The sequence below is a fragment of the Steroidobacter sp. genome (genome assembly GCF_036402275.1).
Lineage (GTDB): Bacteria > Pseudomonadota > Gammaproteobacteria > Steroidobacterales > Steroidobacteraceae > Steroidobacter.
Genome location: NZ_DASWTF010000034.1, coordinates 269,569 through 286,640 on the forward strand (window position 1 = coordinate 269,569; position 17,072 = coordinate 286,640).

A 17,072-nucleotide genomic window follows, 5' to 3' on the forward strand; every position below is an offset into this window, starting at 1 on the left:
TGCACTCTCGAGTTAGAACAAGCTGAGCACTCCCGCTTCCAGCAGCTGGATCACGATCGGAAAGCCGATGATGATGAAGGTGGTGGGAAACAGCAGCGCGATCAGCGGAAACAACATTTTGACGGGAGCCTGATTGGCCAGCTTCTCGGCGCGCAGAAATCTTTCCTGTCGTCGCTGTCGTGCCTGATCAGCCAGCACTTCGCCCAACGAGCCACCGGTCTGCTCGGCTTGCGCGACCGCCGCCACGAAGTTTGTCACTGCGGGGAGCGACACTCGCGCTGCCAGGCGATCCATCGCCGTTCGCCTCGCAAGGCCGGCGCGCGATTCACGCAGATATCGCGAGAATTCTTGTTGCACGGGGCCGTTGCGTAGCGAAGTGACTGCTTGTTCGAGCGCGGCCGTGAAGTTCAGGCCGGCTTTCATTGCGAGCACCAGCACGTCTAGAAAGAAAGGGAATTCTTTTTCGAAACGGGTCTGACGTTGCTTGGTGACTTCCCGAACCCTTAGATCTGGATATAGGAAGGACAGCGGGGCGACGGCTGCTGCGATCGATATGTGCAGCGGGTCTCGCAATTCGAACAGCAGGATCGCGGTGACGGCGATCGCTATGCCGAGCACCGCTACGACACGTCGGATGATCAGGAATTCCGCCGGGCTGATCATGTATGCGGCGCCGGCGGCGTCTAGTTGCGCTTGCAAGAGTTCGCGGCGTTCCGACGTTAGCGACGACTCCACGGTAGCGCTGTACCAGCGCATGGCAGGGCGCACCGCTCGGAGAAACCACGGCAGGTGGTCGCGCCAATCTTCATCGCGGCTCGGCGACGCCTGCGTGCTGGTGCGCAGAGCGAGCGGCAGCAGCAGGATCAGGCAGGTGCTCAAACACGCCAACATCATTGCTATGTACATGCTCATCATCGGCTACACGTCGATGCGAACGATCTTGCGGATCAACCAGGCCGCCAGCGCCATCATTCCTGCGACGATGGCCAGCACGACCCAGCCATACCACTGCGTGAACAGCAAACTCATGCGCTCTGGCTGCTGCTGATACAGAACCAAGCCAATGAAGATGGGCAGCAGTCCCACGACCCAGCCTTGCGCGCGGCCCATCGACGTCAGGGCATCGATCTTTCCTTCGACATGCGCTTTTTCCTGCAACGTTCGCGCGAGCGATTCGAGTGTATCGGCTAAATTGCCACCGACTCGACGAGAAACATTCATGGCCGTGTTCATCAGGTCTAGCTCAGGCGCACCGACACGTCGACGCAGGTCATGGAGCGATTCCGCCAGCGGTCTGCCGATTCGCTGCTCGGCCAGCACGATGCTGAATTCCTGGCACAGTGGCGCCGGCTGACGTGATGCCATGAGTTCCAAGCCCCGCATGAGCGTGCAGCCTGCACGTAAGGCCGAGCTCAGCGCGAGCAGTGCGTCTGGCAGTTGGTACACGAACTGTTTGCGCCGCTTGTCTGCGATGCGTTTGGCGAGCAGCCAGGGGGCAGCGAGACTCGCGGCTGTTGCGCCGGCCAGCGCGACGGGACCTGCCGCGGCGTAAGCTAAAGAGCCTGCGACCATCGTCAGCGCGATGCTCCAGAGAAACATCGAGCGCGGATTCGTCAGCACGAAGCTCTGCTTGAGACTGGCGCCGACGGCTGTGATGACTGAGCGGCGGTAGCTCTGAATTGCGCGTGCGCCGATTGCGGCCAGCATCGCAGCGGCAAACGCCGTACATGCGATGGGCGCGAGTATGGTTTGTGAAAGCTGATCCATACGCGTCAACTCGTGCGCTCCGGCGCATCGGAGAAGATGGCTCGATCCAAGTGCACACCTGCTTCGTCCAATGCTTCGTAGAAGGCCGGTGGCTGACCGCATCCGTGGTAGCTGCCAATGACGATGCCGCGCGCTCCGACGCCCTTCTGTCGGAAGTTGAACAATGGCTGCGTGAGGATCACGTCGGCCTCCAGCCCCTCGATGGCGACGATGGCGGTCACCCGGCGACGGCCATCGCTGAACCGGGACAACTGCACAATGATGTCGACCGCCGACGCGATCTGCTCGCGGATTGCCCGCACTGGCAGCTCCATGCCGGCCATCAGCACCATCACTTCGAGTCGCGATAGCAGGTCGCGCGGTGAGTTCGCATGTGCTGAAGTGAGCGAGCCGTCGTGCCCGGTGTTCATCGCTTGCAGCATGTCGAGCGCTTCGCCACCGCGGCACTCGCCGACGATGATCCTATCCGGTCGCATGCGAAGCGCGTTGCGGACCAGATCGCGAATGGTGACTTCGCCTCGACCTTCCACATTGGGCGGCCGAGCTTCGAGTGACAGCACGTGCGGCTGCGCGAGCCGCAACTCGGCGGCGTCTTCGATGGTGACGATGCGCTCGCTGCTGGAGATGTATTCCGAGAGCGCGTTGAGAAATGTGGTCTTGCCGGTCCCCGTGCCGCCGGACACGATGATGTTCTTGCGATATTGCACGCACACTTTCAGGAACTCAGCCATCGATTCCGTCAGCGCCCCGATGTCCACGAGCCGCGCCATTGAATAGCGCTGACCGCCGAAGCGTCGGATGGTCAGCACGGGGCCGATCAACGACAGCGGCGGGATGATCGCGTTCACTCGCGATCCATCGGGCAATCGGCCATCCACCATGGGCACGCCTTCGTCGATGCGACGACCGATCGGCGCGACGATGCGTTCGATCACGCGCATCAGCGAGTCGGCACTGATGAATTTCGCGGCGACGGGAGCAAGCAAGCCATCTCGCTCGACGTAGATCTGATTGGGTCCGTTAACCATCACTTCGCTGACGGTGTCGTCGCTGAGGTACGGCTCGATCGGGCCGTAGCCCATGATCTCCGCCGTCACTTCCTTCACGAAGGAGGCAGCGTCGATGCTGTCGGGAAGTCGCACCGCGCCCGAGGCCAGAATCGTTTCGATGGCCTGCTTCGCCTCGGCTCGAAGATCCACGCTTCCTAGGTTGTTGAGCGCGGTTCGCCGAAACAAATCCAGCTCACGCAGTACCAGCGGCTGCAGTTGTTCCTTCAGCGCTGCCGACAGTTCGGCGTGCGAGGTGCTCATCGTAGGGTCCTTCGCGGTGTTCAATCGAGATAGCGGACATTCGTCCATGAGCGGCGGATCTGCTCCGACAGGTGCGGCAGCCTGTCTTTCAGAGTGACTACCTGCATGACGACAATCGGACGGCCCTCGCGATGACCGCAGAAGAGCAGCACGTCGCTGGGTGTCCCATCTGGTGCGACGTCGAGAGTTGCTTCGAAGCCCGTCAGGTCGCCGTAGCTGCGTGGCCTGATTTCTTTGGGTGGGTTGGTGCGATAGTTCATCGCCACCTGATAAAGCACGCCGCGCGCGGCATCTTCGAGCTGGTGCTGGCGCAGCTTGAGCTCCTTCATCACCGTCCAGCTCATATACGCCGGCGGGTACGTCAGCGCCGGTGTCTCGGCGATGAACGTGTTTACGCCCGCGAAATCACCCAAGTGCGTTTCCCACTCCGGGTCTTGCTCGGTCCAGATTTCCAGGTTCAGTTCGGGCAGGCGATGGATGATCATGGGGCGGCCTGTTCTTGCGCCGGCGGCGGCGATGGTCGAGGTGAGGGCGCAGAGGCATGCGATCAGTAATGTCGTGCTCTTCATGGGGCGCCTCCGTTCGTTTGGGTCGCTATGAGGCCGATCAGGAAGGTGGTCGTGATTGCGATCACGCCGCTCCAGTGATGCGTACGTCGGAATGCGTCACGCCAGTTGAGTCGCGCCAGCATCAGCCACATGACTAGCCAGATGAGGGCGTATGAGAGAACGAGACGGCCAAGGAGATTGCCGAGGAGATAGGCGCTCATGCGATTGGCCTCGTCGCATGAGGCGTGTTTTCGAGTGTTCGTTTCATTGGCGTCCTTGCCTCTGTGGTCCTGCTTAGCTCGCGCGTCGCCCGGTTACGGCGGCGGCGAGCGGTTGAGTGCTTCTTCCAGCGGTGTGTAGATCACTCGTAGCTGCTGCTCGGTGATGGTTGTGTAGTCGGCCAGGAGTTGGCGAACCTGGTGCGCTGGTTCCTTCAGGCCGATGTGCCATTCGATCGGTACACCGCCCGCTTTCGCCGCCGCCCGCACCTGGCGCTTCGCCTCGTTCAGCACTGGACCGTCCCAGCCTCTGAGGCCCCATTCCTTCGGGTGCCTCTTCAGACGTCGGAACAGCTTGGCGTACAAGAGCACTTTGCGATCGCTGTCGTAGCCGTCGAAGTTGATGCAGTGGACGGTGTATTTGCGATTCGCTGGCGCGCCGCTGATGAATTGCTCGTAGATTGTTTCTTCTTGATCTGGTGGCCAGCCTTCGATTGCGTACGTCGCGTCGTTCACTAAGCCAAACTCATCCAGCACGTCACGGACCCTTATGCCGGCTTCTATGTCGGCTGGGTTGTTGGCGTCGGGCATGTGAGGGGTTGTTTGGATCAGGATGCCGTTGGCGAAGGGCTCGTGGTGGATGTCGGGTGGGAGGCACTTGGATAGGTGGGGGAAGGGGAGGTAGTAGAGCCATTGGCCGGCGTAGGACGCGAGATTCCGTGGCTTGATGGCTGCCTGATAACCCGCAAGAGAGACTCCGCCGAGATTGCACTGCCATATCTCAACGATAGTGTTCAGTAACCTGACTATCGACGCGCGCGAATGAAGTATCGCAACCTCGTTGCTTGGCAATTTCAATCCGACGTTTGCGGCCGTCTCCGGATCGGCAGCCGCCCCTCGCACGCTGAGGGCGATACCGCCCTCTGCAGGTGAGAGTATGGATGGCGAGTCTTGCCCCGGTGTGCAGTACGTTAATGAAAAACCAATGCGACTTAGAGAATTGGTCCCTACTCGACCGTCCGATAAGGTTTCCAGGTAGTCGTCTGGTGTACCTCGTGAGAGAACATGTGCCTCGATGATTTCACCAAGCGTGTGAAGATCGGCTGGTATCGCATCGGCGCGAGCGGCACCAATAGCGGTGAGGTTCAGAAACGAACTACTTACTGCACGAAGTGCAATGAGAAGTCGGCGAGTTTCGTTTTGGTACGTCGCGAGCGTATCGGGACGACGGTATAAAGAGCTACCCCAAATCGTAATTTGATCCATCTTACGTCACCGCTATCTGTTAATGATGTCTGCGGGCGGCGTATAGATAACTTGGATTCTTGCCCTATCGGCGGAGTTACCTATCCCATCATCCAAAATCGCCGCGATTCGTAACGCCATCTCTTCATCAACAACGCGCCATTCGATTGCGGTTCGTGTCGTCCTGGTTGCGCGGAGCTGACGAAGTGCTTCGTCGACCAATTTGTCCGTGAGCGCTTGTTTTAGCGGTTCCCACCGACACTTATCTCCGAGCGGACATTCCTGCGTCCAATGTTTCGCGTCGAGGAGAACATCGCGGTTCGCGTCGTAGCCGTCGAAGTTGACGCCGTTGACATTGTACTCAACGCCGCGAGGTGCGCCGGTGATGCGTTCCTGGTAGCGGAAGGCATCGTTGTCAGGGCGGGTGATGGAGGACCAGGCGCCGGGGCCGCCGTCGGTGGCGCCGATGGCGAAGTTGCTGGGGCTGCGCGGAACATAGTACGGGACGCGGACGGTGCAGGTGGCGTTGTGCGCCCACACTCGATCGTCGCCGACGAAGTAACTCGCATCGTCCGCGACGGTGAGATTGAAAACCTGCAGCGCCGCATCGACGCGCCGGTTCGCGAGCACGAGCGTGTCGCCGGCAGCCGTGGCGATCGGCGCGCCGACGGCGATGTCACGGACGGGGGTCCAGCCACGACCCTGCACCCAGAACGGGTGCTCCTCCGTAACAGCAAGCCGCGACCCTTCCGTCTCGACAACGTGATGCGAAGAGACGCGACGCTCGAAAACCCGAGTAACAGCTCGCGAGCTATCGAGATAAGTGCGATCGCTCCGCGCATCGACCCACTCGCCCGGCTCGAGGGACTGAATAGAAACAGGCCGTCCGCCAGCCCACACCGGAGTGTCAGCAGCGAAACTCGCGCAGCCGAGCTCATGTCGGGTCGCATCCGCAGCAGCATCAAGATTGGCGCGACCGAAGCGAGCGAGCTTCGTCGCGAGCTTGAGCATGAACGCCGGGCTGACATAGCTGCCCAGCACGCGACCGCGATCGAAGGCATCGCATTCGACCAGTTGACTGAGGTCGTGACCCAGCGCTGCGCCGATGGTGCGCGCGGTGCCGGCCGGATCTTCCATGAAGGCCATCGCCAGCTCGTACACACCGCGAGCCGTCTCAATGGGATCGGTGATCGCAGCGACGAGATCGCCGATCTGCTGCTGCAGGCCTTCCCAGAAACCGCGAACGAACTCGTAAGCGTCAGCCGCAAGACTGCGTAGCTCGTTCCAAACGCGACCTAGAGTGCTGCGATCCTCCACAGCGACCGGCGGATCGGCGGCCGTTGCAGAGCAAAGCGGAGTGTCAGCACCCAGGCCGGTGCTATCGCCACCTTCGCTATCGTCTTCACCGCCGCCTTCATCGTCAGAATCTTCCTCCGCGCCATCTGAAGGTTCCGCGGACCCAAAACCGAAGAACCCTTCGCCGAGATGGCCGCCGCCTTCCGAGCCAGGGGAGCTTTGCGCGTCGCCGGTTTCTTGTTCGTTGTTGTGACTTTCGCCGCCGCCGCTGTTCGATCCAGCATCAACGGGAACTCGCGCAACTTGAGGGAGATCGGAGCGTGAGACCAGCAGCTCACTGAACCGAAGCGGGCTCTGCATCCGCACCGTTGCCGTCGACGTGATCGGCAACCGATTCCGACGCAGCAGCTGCTGATGAAACGAATCGCTCTCGCCGGGCGGCGTCAACAATCGAGAGAGCAGGCCGCTGACGAGCGGAACCTTCAGCTCGTATCCATACGTGATTTCGACGCGAAACAAATTCGCGTCCTGAATGTTGAGTCCGCCGCTGGATCCTGCCCGCGTATCGCGAGCGTGCAGCCGATCGTTCGGCAGCTCGCGAACGCCATCGACCTCGACGGCGAAATCATCGAAGGCTTCACGCGTGGGATTGAGGATGCGAATCCGCGCATCGGTGAGCAGCTCGCCTTCGATACGCGCAACAGCTTCTGCAACGCCGGACAGCGAACTGTCCGGCGAACGAAGCGGCGCCAGGCCCTGCGCGAGCCCACGTCGAATTGCCTGCGGAGTCGCATTGGAAACGGCGCCGGCGCGCGCAGCCTGCAAGGCCGCGTGATTCAGTGTCGCCTTCGCCTGATAAACGAAGCCGAATTGAATCGCCGCCAGAATCACGACGATCAGCAGCGGCAATGCAATCGTCGCTTCGACGATTGCAGCACCCCACTGCCGCCGCGCGCGGCCTGTCGCTCCAGTCACATCCATGTGACGCTCGCTTCTTTGCGCTAATCAGTCATTAGTCTTTGAGCCGTGGCTTCAACGCTGCACCCGACTCGCGCTCGAGCCGGTCGAAGCGCTGCACGCCTTCAGTGACGGCATTCGAATCGATGATCTGCGGAGTCACCAACACCACGAGCTCTGTCTCGCCGCGCCGAAACTGTCGCGACTTGAACAGCTCTCCAAGAATGGGAATGGCGCCGAGGCCAGGAATCTTTGCCACCGTCTTCGCATCGTCCGCGCTGAACAAGCCGGCGACGACCATCGGCTCGCCGGACTGCACGTTCATTTCTGTATTTGTTTTGCGAGTCGCGAAGCCGGGAATGCCCAGCACGGTGTTGGCCTTGTCGACGCTGCTGACCTCGACGCCCACCTTGGTGCGGATGAGGCCCGCATCGTTGGCCTGCGGCTCGACGTTCAACAGGATGCCGAATTGCTTGAACACGACGTTGAGCGCGCCATCCTGGTTTTGCACGGGAATGGGCACTTCGCCGCCCACGACGAAATCCGCTCGACCTCCGTTGATACAAGTCAGCGTAGGCTCGGCCAGCAAACGCGCGTCGCCGCGATTCATCAGCAGATGGATCACGGAATCGAGAGTACTAGTCATATCCAAGCCGCCCGGGGTGCTGAGCGATGGACCCGCAGCGACATCCGCCCAATCGACGCCGATATCGCGCAGCGCCGATTTGCGAACCTCGATCAGCTTTGCCTTGATGAGAATCGTGGACTCAGCTTCCAGAGAAGGCGCCGGCGTCGCGATCGGATCGACGATGCCCAGCACTTGCACGAGATACGCGACACTCGATCCATCGCGAGACCAGATGCGCAAATCGGTCGTGCCCGCTTTTCTGCCGAGCACTAGAATCTCCTGCGTGTCGTCGAGCACCTTGATGTCGATGGTGGCCCCATCACCCGCGGAAACACGCTTCACACCTGGCGTGCGAATCACCAAGCTCTGACCTTCCGGTACCGAGAGCACGGCGACCGGCGATTGACTGACCGTTTGAGGATCCGCGTTGTTGAGCATCACCGCGGTGAACAGCCAGGTGGCAGCGTGGACCATTACGCTCATGGCTCACACCCCGCCAAGAATGACTTGAACGCGCGTCCGCGACCGCGCTGGCGCAAGGGGTGCTTCACCTCTCAGCAGACTGCTCTTGGTGACGCGCTCGATTTGAGCAAGTGTCTGGTCGCTGGGCTGGCGAAGCGCCACCGTGATTCTTCCCGCTTCCTGAGCGAGCGTGATCTTGGCGGCGTCGCTCGGCGAAACAGCGACAGTGATGTTTCGAAACGGAGCGGACTGCAACCGCTCCGGCAGCGAGTTTGCGTTGGCTTCAGTGCGCAGGCCCGTTGCAATGACTGGCACCGCAAACAGCAGCGGCACAGTCACACTCTCATTCGCCGCCGCCGTGGTGAACAGCAGATCGATGCGATCGCCAGGTGCGAGCATTCCAGAGATCGAGGCTTCTTCATCGACCGGGAATGTCAGCGCGCGCATGCCGTCAGTCAGCTGAGCCGAGAATCCAGCCGCCACTCCTTGAGCGAGATGCGAGTAGAGAATGGTCTCGCCGCTTCTGACGCCACGTGACAAGACCCGGCCCGCCATATCCGCCCACTGCTCTGAGCGCACGGCGTCAGCATGCAAGAAGGTCTGAGGCACCTCGCGTAACGCGACGGTTTGATTGGACAGCACTGAGCCCGCAGCGAGGTCTGCTTTCGCGACGACGACATTCACGAGTCGGTACTGGCGATGGAGCTGCTCGCGCTCGGCTCGCATTTCGTTGTCGATATAGCCTTTGGCGAAGTAGGCCGCGCCGCCGCCAGCCGCGAGCGCGCCGCCGATCATGAGGGTCGTGATCCAGATGCCTTTCATTGCTCGTTCCTTGAGCGACTCAGCAATCAGAAGGGTGCGATCAGAAGGGAATCATCAGCGCCCACGTGAATTCGTCGTGATGCTCGGCGAGCAGTTCAAGCAGTGCCCGCGAGCCTCGCCACAACACCATCAGCCCAGCCAGGATCGCGACGTACTCGGCAGAGCTCATGATTTCTTCCACGTGATGACGATGGCAGTGTTCGAAGGGCGGGCCGCGTCGGGAATGATGACCAGCAGCGCTTGCTCGGCCTCACGCTGCGCTTCCAAGACAAAGCCACGATGAGTCTCTTGTGTGGGCCGCGTCTCGATCATCGTCCAGCCGTCGCGGATCAAGAGCTGCGAGAAGGCCTGCGCTTCGACCAGTGGACTTCGATCGCTCGATAAGCCGATGTGCTCAGACGCCATGCCCGCATCGTCGTACTGCTGCAGATTTGCGATGCGTGTGGTGGGTGGGTGCGGAAAGTTGGTGCTCAGATGAAGCGGAGCAGAATCCAGCGCGGGGCTGACGAGAATCGTGCCTTCGCTGCCAGCACTGACGGCGCGCGCATGCACAGTGATGAGATGGTCGCGCGATGTCACCGTAAGCACTTGCCAGGGAGACCTCGTGTGCCGCCGCGCTTCGTGACTGCTCGAGGTCTTCAACGAGGATTCGTAGTGACTCAGGACTGCGTCAGGTGACAGTCGCGACTCGAAAGCCTTCAGCTTCATTGGGAGCCCGTTCATCCGCATGCTCCGAGCTATCCACTGCGCAGTACCTTGAGGAGGTGCGGCCAGGTCGGGCAATGCAAGGCGCCCAGCCTGGGCGGGACATGCCATCGCAATGACCAGGAGCGCAACGATTCGAAGCGACGCCGTACACATGTCACTCACCTTCCCGCTCGACGACGTACGCGGAGGGCAGAGCGTTGGATCGCGGTCGCAATTCGGGATCCCAACCGTATTGGCCTTCGCCATACAGCGGCCCGCCTTTGCTCAAGGCCTGCATGCCGATGGGGCGCCCGGGTTGCTCGAGCGTTTCGATGAGCTCGTTGGCGGTGATGCGATCGACTCGGCGGCCAAAGTCGCTTTCGTCGCGAGGCGACCATGCATCGCTGAGCAAAGCGCCGGTCGCACGTTGAATGATCGGCCCACGATCATCGCCGGCGAGGAGCGGCTCGATGTTTGCTGAAACGGTCGCGCTCGCGAATGAGCGGCGGTTCAAGCCAAGGTCGTCCATTTGCAGCGCCGTCGCGGCCGCGCCGACTGGGCCGGTGCCATGCGCCAACCCAGGCATCAAAACATAGCCAGGTTCGACAGGTGACGCACCGTCACTCAGGTGTGACGAGATCGCACTCGTCGATGGCAACAGAAGCTGCCGACGGTGTTGCCAGAACGGGTTCTGCGACACACCCTCGGTGCGCAGCGACTCAATGGGCACTATCCCAGCGTGTGGATCGCCAAAGGAACGATCGAGCGCTTCCGTCGCAATATCCGAATCGGATTTGTCACTTCCACTCCAGACGCTGCGTTCCCACACGGAATATCTAAGCGCATCCAAACTCTTGTGCTTCACATCGAGCTGCTTACCGAGTAGGGCGATGCCGCCGAGAAAGGGCAGCAACGCAACCAAAGCCATGAGGGTCTCGACCAAGGCGTTGCCGTTATGCGCGGATCTTGGGTGCATGTTCACAAGCTCCACGCTATGGGTGCGAGCTTCGCTTCCCAGAATGGATTGAACAGATTGGCGTACTCATGCCGGCGCTCGCCCAACGATGCGAATGCTGAGCCGCGTGGCCGACGGAACTCCACGCGTGCGAGGGCGGTCACCGCCAATGGATGGTCGGAAGCCGACATTCCCAACAGATCTGCCGTCGCAACCCGCGTTTGCGCTTTGGTTGCTATCGCCGCGATACGCAGCGACATATCGCCAGGCTGTCCGGAGACGTTGTAGAGTGCAGGGACGCCGGCATAGTCCGAAGCGAACTCTCGTGCACTGGCTGTGCTGACTCGATCGCCGATGCGTCGCCAGCTGTGCCACCCGAACAAGCCGCGAGTTCGATATTGCAGTTGATCTGCGGCACCCCAGTCTGCGCCGTTCGCAGTTTGGCTGTGCGCCGTCGTTCCTCGTTTGCGCAGCTGGACAGCGAGCAGGTTTTCTCGCCAGCCGCGCTCACCCGCAATCCAGCGCTGCAAATCAGCGTTGCCGCGCACGCTCGCGTTGACCAGCTGTTGCAAGGCCTCCCCGTCGCGGCCAGCGCTATAGCGCTGAATGAATGCAGGCACCGCCGCTGACTGCGTCAGCAACTGCGCTTCGAGGAGCGCCCGCAATTCTTCCGGCATTCGGGAGAGCGCATCTCTATCGTTGATCAGAATGTGCGGATCGTAGGCAAGACCTGTCTGAGACATCAGGCTCTGCAGATTGCGAAACGCGAGTGAAGCGTGGGCCTCGGCCTGCGCAGCGCGAATGTTGGCATTCCACGCATCGATGGCAGGGATGGCGATCTCCGCCGACTGCTCCGTCACATCGCGAACTTGCGCGGAGATCTGCTCGGCCATATCGACATACTGGCCGACGTATGGAATCCACTGCGTAACCCGATCGATCGCCGCCAAAGAGTCGTTGAGGTAACGAACCCAGCTGACGTACGAGACAAAGTGTCCGACCGCGAGATGATTGGCGATCATGGCCCGATTTCCGTAGGCGATGAAGTTGAGATGGCGCGCAGTCCACACGGCGCCGCTGTACGCCGCGGCGTCCGCAGCGTTGGCGACGTGGGATCGCTCCGTAACTTTCTGCCCGGTGTTGAACATCACCACCAGCACGGCGCTGCTGATGAGCACTCCGAACAGCGCAACGGGGGCGATCTGCCCCCGAGGGCGAAGGCGCTTACTGAGCAGCATTGGTCTGCTGGTTGTAGGTGGAGAGGCTGTCGGCCTGCGCGGCGCGGTTCTGCGCCGTCGTTGCCGAGGCTTGCGCGTCGCTGATGTCTTGCGTGGCCGACTGGCCGGCCATCTCTCGGCTCATGCCGGCCATCTGGTTCTGAAGCACATCGCCGAATGCGGCGAACAAGCCGATGCCGGCCACCGCGACGAGCGCGGTGATGATGATGTACTCGCTCATGCCTTGGCCCCGCTGCCCAGTGCGCGGCCGCGCCAACGAAATCACGTTCCTGGTGCTCATCGCAGTCTCCTTTGAGTCGACGGCGACACAGTAATGGCGCGGAGCTGGCCAAAAACGCCAAATAATTGCGCTTTCATCGAGAAATGCGCGCCCTGTTTTCCTTTGAAACGTGAACGGGTATCGTGCCGCACCACCACAGACGGAGGTCACGATGCGTTTAGCAGTGAAGTTGGCGTTGGGATTGATTGCCGCGGTCGGCTCGGCACAAGCGGCCGAGACGCCTCAGCCCATCGTGCTGAAGGCGGCGTATCTGTTCGACGCCAAGTCGGGCCAGCTCACCAACGGCGGCGCCATCCTCGTTGAAGGAAACAAGATCAAAGCGCTCGGCGCGCAAGCGACGCCATCGAACGCGAAAGTCATCGACCTGGGCGACGCGACGCTGCTGCCCGGATTCATCGACGCACACACGCACATTACCAGCGAGATGCACGATGACTTCTACAAGGGCTTCCACACCGACATGTATCGGTTCCCCGCCGAGCAGGCGCTGCATGCCGCGGTCTGGGCGAAGCGCACTCTTGAAGCGGGTTTCACGACCATCAGGAACGTGGGCGCGGGTGAGTTCGTCGATGTCGGTCTGCGCAACGCCATCAATACCAATGTGACCGAAGGCCCGACGATTCTCACGGCCGTTCATTCCATCGGCTCCACCGGTGGTCACTGCGATCAAGGGCCCTTCCCGCCCGATCGCATCGAGCCGCTCGGCATCATGGACGGTGTATGCAATGGCGCGGACGAATGCCGCGCGGCCGTGCGCTATCAGCTGAAGTGGGGCGCGGACGTGATCAAGATCTGTTCGTCGGGTGGCGTGCTGTCCGAAGCGGATCCGGTCGATGTTCCGCAACTCACACCGGACGAGCTGAATGCCATCGTGTCCGAGTCTCATGCGTGGAAGAGGAAAGTGGCGGCGCATAGCCATGGCGATCTCGCCGCGCGCCAGGCGGTCGAGGCCGGCGTGGATTCGATCGAACACGGCAGCTTCCTCAGCGACGAAACGCTGAAGCTGATGAAGACCAAAGGCACGTACCTGGTGCCGACGCGACTCGCGGTGTACTGGGTGAATCAGATGGCCGCGAAGTATCCGCCGGCAATCGCAGCCAAGGCGCGCGCGACGTTGACCGAGCACGAGCAGGTGTTTCGCAAGGCCGTGAAGATGGGTGTGCCGATCGCGTTTGGTACGGACTCGGGCGTGTCACCGCACGGCATGAACGCGAAGGAGTTCGCGTTGCTGGTCGAGATTGGCATGCAGCCGGCGGCGGCGTTGGTTTCCGGCACGCGTGAATCGGCCAAGCTGCTCGGCATCAGTCAGGAAGTCGGCACGCTCGAGGCGGGCAAGTTCGCCGATATCGTGGCCGTGAAGGGCAACGTCCTGAACAACATCTCGGCGACCGAGAAGCCGGTGTTCGTGATGAAGCGCGGCCAGGTGGTAGTGCAGCCGTAACCAAGCTCATCGACCCTCCGGCGCCCGCCGGAGGGTCTAGCTGAAGCGTCGGGCGAGAAATTCCTGCCAGCGCCTTTTCGCCAGCACCTGATAGCCCTGGTCGTAATGTTGCGACGAGGGCATGTAGAAGGCCGGACCGGCGCCTCCATATAAAAAGAGCTCGCGACGATCGGGCTCCACCGCCACGAACCGTCCCAGCCAGTTCATCTGTTCCCGAGTAATCGCCGGATCGGCCGTGCCCGCATGGAATTGCACCGGCACATTCAGGCGCGCCAGCAAGGTAATCAGGTCCGGCCTGGGATCCGTGTTGGATTTGACCGGCGTTTCGATCGGCGTGTACATCGCGATCACGCCGACGATGCCGAGTGGATCGTTCAGCGCCATGCGTAAAGCCGTGTAGCCCGCGCCACCGAAGGCGAAGATCACGACGGGATTGGCGTTCGGCTGACTGCCGTTCAATGTCACGATGCCGGCGCGCACGTCGCTTTGAACGTCGCGGCTGAACGCTTCGCTCAGCAAAGCATCCGGATGCGTCGAGATCTTGGCCGTGCCGCGTTGGGCGCAATCGATCACAAGCGAGACATATCCCGTGCGCGCCACATCGCGGGCAAGGTCCTGCAATTCTTTGGTGATTCCGGGGCTGTCGTGAAGAATCACGACGGTGGTGCGGTTGGATGCGCCCATCGGCACTGCCGTGTAGGCAGGCAGCAAGGTACCGGCGTTATCGATGGTGAGCCCGCGGCCTTCAATATCCCACACTCGGGCAGCGGCGTCGGCAACCGCCGTCGTGCCAAGCGCGGACGCGGCGGTCAACTGCAAAGCCGCGGCAAGAAATTCCCGCCGCGTCGGTGGTGAGTCGCTGTCGTCGATACAACCCAGGCACATACCGCCTCCCACAGCATGCTCAACGCATGCGCGCTCATTATCGGCACGAGCGCGTGGGGCGCAAGAAAACGAGGCGAAGATGTGAACTGCGCACATTCCGGAGCGGGGGAATGTGCGCCGAGAGTCATCGCTTGCTGGCGGCACGCTCCGTGTCGAGCAACACACGCTTCCGCTGCACGCCCCAACGATAACCGCCGAGCTCACCTGTGCCGCGCACGACGCGGTGGCAGGGAATCAACAAAGCGACCGAGTTGGTCGAGCAGGCCCTTGCTACTGCCCTAGCCGCGCTGGGTTTGCCGATCGCTTCCGCCACTTCGGCATACGATCGGACCTCGCCGTACGGCACCTTCTGCAGATAGCGCCACACGATCAATTGAAAAGCCGTACCTCGCACATCCAGCGGCAGGTCCAGACGCGGCTCGAGCCCGCGCAGATGCCGATTCAGCGCAGCCATCCAGGACTCGAACTCGCCGCGCGAGCTGTCCGGCATGGGCTGAACCGTCGCTGCCGGAAATTGCAACTCGAGGTCGCTCAGCAGCGCTCGGTCGGTATCGCCGAACTGCAGGAAACAGATGCCGCGATCGGTGGCGCCGATCATCATCAATCCCAGCGGCGTCTGCCCGCTGGCGTATGAAATGGTCAGTCCTTTGCCGCCGCTACGATACTCGCTCGGCGTCATGCCGAGCTGGCCATCGGCCTTCTCGTAGACGCGACTGCCGGAACCGAAGCCGGCTTGATAGATCGCATCGGCCACCGGTGCTTCATTGCGTAGTTCTTTTTTGAGCGTGCGTACGCGCGCTGCGGTCTGATATTCCTTCGGGCTGCTGCCGATGATGGCTTTGAAACTGCGCTGTAGATGAAACGGGCTGTAGCCGGCGCGTTTGGCCAGTTGCTCGAGGCTGAACTTGCGCTCCGGTTCAGCGTCGATCTGTCGCGCCAGCTCGTGCACGACTTGATTCAAAACATTCGCCGACGCGCCCGTGGGTTTGCATCGCTTGCATGGACGCAGGCCTGCTCGCTCCGCGTCCGCGGTGCTCGCGAAGAACCGAACGTTTTTGCGCAAGGCGCGGCGCGAATTGCAGGAAGGGCGGCAGTACACGCCGGTGGTCATGACGCCGTAGAAAAACTCGCCGTCACGGCTGGCGTCACGGGCCTGCACGGCGTTCCACAAGTCCTCTTCGCTCAAGCTCGGGGTCGACATGGCGGTTCTCCTCTTTGCCGAGGTCGCAGTTTTGCCTGCGACGCGCGCGGAGGATTCCCGGCTCTTGCTATGCAATTTTGTGCGCTGAGGTTTGGACATGGCGGGCGGAACGCGAGGCCTTCAGTGTAGCCGCCCCCTGCCCAAAGTCAGTAGCGCACGGCCCTCTCGGGCGGGTGCTCGATGCCCGTTGGTACGCTGTATTCGAGGCGTCGATATGCAGAATACGCCGCCATGAACAAACTCATCAAAATTGTCGGGGGCTCGCTGGTGGTCCTGGCCGTGGGTGCCGGTATCACAGCTGGCGCGGCGATGGTCCTCAGCGAACGCAAGATGAATCGAGTGGTCGATGTGAGGGTCGCCCGGTTCGATCTCGGTGCGTTCCAGCCGAACCTGGAACGCGGTGAATATCTTTTTCTGACGCGTGGCTGTTCGGAGTGCCATGGGGTTCAGGGCGAAGGTCGCGTGATGATCGACGATCAGAGCAGCGGCTTCTACATCCACACGCCTAATATCACTCGGGGTGGTGGCGCAGCGGCGACCTACAGCGACACCGATTGGATCGCACTGCTGCGACATGGCCTGAAGCCCGCGCGCACGCCAGTGTTCGTCATGCCAAGCGAAGACTACGCACAGATGGCCGACGAGGATGTGGCGGCGCTGGTTGCTTACATTCGCGCCTTGCCGGCCGCGCCGGAAAAGAAAGCCGAGATGCGGATTCCGCTGATGTTGAAGGCCATGTATGCCTTCGGCGTCGCGACCGACGCGTCCGAGAAGATCGATCACACCAAACCTGCGCCGGCTCGCGTGCCGAACGACTTGCACGCGCAAGGAGAGTACATCGCCAAGACTTGCGCCGGTTGTCATGGCGCAGGTCTCGCCGGTGGCAAGATCCCGGGCGCGCCACCGAGTTGGCCTGCAGCCGCGAACCTCACATCCGCAGCCGACAGCGTTATGAACCGCTATGCCTCAGCTGAGCAGTTTCGTCAGATGATGCGCAGTGGTAAGCGCGCAGACGGCACCACCATTGCGGTGATGCCGTTCGAAAGCCTGCGTGCGATGAGCGATGCGGAGTTGGATGCGGTGTTCGGCTTCCTCAAGACGCTGCAACCCAAGGCGTCCGGCACGCGCTGAT

General features: G+C 61.5%; 18 protein-coding genes. 2 read left to right on the forward strand and 16 right to left on the reverse strand.

Annotation, left to right across the window (positions count from 1 at the left end; translation table 11 throughout):
* Window positions 1-12: 12 nt before the first annotated feature.
* The 14 genes from VGD45_RS18955 to VGD45_RS19020 form a co-directional block, all read right to left on the reverse strand.
* Window positions 13-906: a type II secretion system F family protein gene (locus VGD45_RS18955; protein ID WP_331156909.1), complete on the reverse strand. Its 894-nt coding sequence runs from the start codon at window positions 904-906 to the stop codon at window positions 13-15.
* Window positions 907-918: 12 nt separating this feature from the next.
* A complete protein-coding gene (locus VGD45_RS18960) occupies window positions 919-1,767 on the reverse strand; it encodes a type II secretion system F family protein (RefSeq protein WP_331156910.1) in 849 nt (282 codons plus the stop codon).
* 5 nt (window positions 1,768-1,772) lie between these two features.
* On the reverse strand, window positions 1,773-3,077 hold the full coding sequence (locus VGD45_RS18965; protein WP_331156911.1) for a CpaF family protein: 1,305 nt from the start codon (window positions 3,075-3,077) through the stop codon (window positions 1,773-1,775).
* 20 nt (window positions 3,078-3,097) lie between these two features.
* Entirely contained in the window at window positions 3,098-3,646 is a 549-nt protein-coding gene (locus VGD45_RS18970) for a hypothetical protein (protein ID WP_331156912.1), read from the reverse strand.
* Window positions 3,643-3,846, reverse strand: coding sequence for a hypothetical protein (locus VGD45_RS18975; RefSeq protein WP_331156913.1), 204 nt, complete (start codon window positions 3,844-3,846; stop codon window positions 3,643-3,645). Before VGD45_RS18975 ends, VGD45_RS18970 begins: the two co-directional genes overlap by 4 nt.
* A gap of 93 nt (window positions 3,847-3,939) precedes the next feature.
* Window positions 3,940-5,109 carry a hypothetical protein gene (locus VGD45_RS18980; RefSeq protein WP_331156914.1) on the reverse strand — a complete coding sequence of 390 codons (1,170 nt, stop codon included), beginning with the start codon at window positions 5,107-5,109 and terminating at the stop codon, window positions 3,940-3,942.
* Window positions 5,110-5,121: 12 nt separating this feature from the next.
* Window positions 5,122-7,365 (reverse strand): TadE/TadG family type IV pilus assembly protein, encoded by a 2,244-nt coding sequence (locus VGD45_RS18985; protein WP_331156915.1) that lies wholly within the window; start codon window positions 7,363-7,365, stop codon window positions 5,122-5,124.
* Between the two features lie 31 nt (window positions 7,366-7,396).
* On the reverse strand, window positions 7,397-8,452 hold the full coding sequence (locus VGD45_RS18990) for a type II and III secretion system protein family protein (protein WP_331156916.1): 1,056 nt from the start codon (window positions 8,450-8,452) through the stop codon (window positions 7,397-7,399).
* A 3-nt stretch (window positions 8,453-8,455) separates the two neighbouring features.
* Window positions 8,456-9,253, reverse strand: a complete 798-nt coding sequence (gene cpaB / locus VGD45_RS18995) for a Flp pilus assembly protein CpaB (RefSeq protein ID WP_331156917.1) — start codon at window positions 9,251-9,253, stop codon at window positions 8,456-8,458.
* A gap of 40 nt (window positions 9,254-9,293) precedes the next feature.
* The gene (locus VGD45_RS19000) at window positions 9,294-9,422 is read right to left on the reverse strand and encodes a hypothetical protein (RefSeq protein ID WP_331156918.1); all 129 of its coding nucleotides are present in this window, start codon (window positions 9,420-9,422) and stop codon (window positions 9,294-9,296) included.
* Window positions 9,419-9,976, reverse strand: a complete 558-nt coding sequence (locus VGD45_RS19005; RefSeq protein ID WP_331156919.1) for a hypothetical protein — start codon at window positions 9,974-9,976, stop codon at window positions 9,419-9,421. The genes VGD45_RS19000 and VGD45_RS19005 overlap by 4 nt, the downstream gene beginning before the upstream one ends.
* A 139-nt stretch (window positions 9,977-10,115) precedes the next feature.
* Entirely contained in the window at window positions 10,116-10,916 is an 801-nt protein-coding gene (locus VGD45_RS19010) for a hypothetical protein (RefSeq protein ID WP_331156920.1), read from the reverse strand.
* 2 nt (window positions 10,917-10,918) lie between these two features.
* Window positions 10,919-12,133, reverse strand: a complete 1,215-nt coding sequence (locus VGD45_RS19015; protein WP_331156921.1) for a pilus assembly protein TadG-related protein — start codon at window positions 12,131-12,133, stop codon at window positions 10,919-10,921.
* Window positions 12,120-12,413 carry a hypothetical protein gene (locus VGD45_RS19020; protein WP_331156922.1) on the reverse strand — a complete coding sequence of 98 codons (294 nt, stop codon included), beginning with the start codon at window positions 12,411-12,413 and terminating at the stop codon, window positions 12,120-12,122. The genes VGD45_RS19015 and VGD45_RS19020 overlap by 14 nt, the downstream gene beginning before the upstream one ends.
* Window positions 12,414-12,564: 151 nt before the next feature.
* On the opposite strand from VGD45_RS19020, the gene VGD45_RS19025 reads away from it, so the two are divergent.
* Window positions 12,565-13,854 carry a metal-dependent hydrolase family protein gene (locus VGD45_RS19025; protein WP_331156923.1) on the forward strand — a complete coding sequence of 430 codons (1,290 nt, stop codon included), beginning with the start codon at window positions 12,565-12,567 and terminating at the stop codon, window positions 13,852-13,854.
* A gap of 36 nt (window positions 13,855-13,890) precedes the next feature.
* On the opposite strand, the gene VGD45_RS19030 is transcribed toward VGD45_RS19025, so the two are convergent.
* Window positions 13,891-14,739, reverse strand: coding sequence for a dienelactone hydrolase family protein (locus VGD45_RS19030; protein WP_331156924.1), 849 nt, complete (start codon window positions 14,737-14,739; stop codon window positions 13,891-13,893).
* Between the two features lie 124 nt (window positions 14,740-14,863).
* On the reverse strand, window positions 14,864-15,940 hold the full coding sequence (ada, locus tag VGD45_RS19035) for a bifunctional DNA-binding transcriptional regulator/O6-methylguanine-DNA methyltransferase Ada (protein WP_331156925.1): 1,077 nt from the start codon (window positions 15,938-15,940) through the stop codon (window positions 14,864-14,866).
* A gap of 231 nt (window positions 15,941-16,171) precedes the next feature.
* Between ada and VGD45_RS19040 the strand changes: the two genes are divergently transcribed.
* Complete coding sequence (locus VGD45_RS19040; RefSeq protein ID WP_331156926.1) at window positions 16,172-17,071, forward strand: c-type cytochrome; 900 nt, start codon at window positions 16,172-16,174, stop codon at window positions 17,069-17,071.
* Window position 17,072 lies beyond the last annotated feature (1 nt).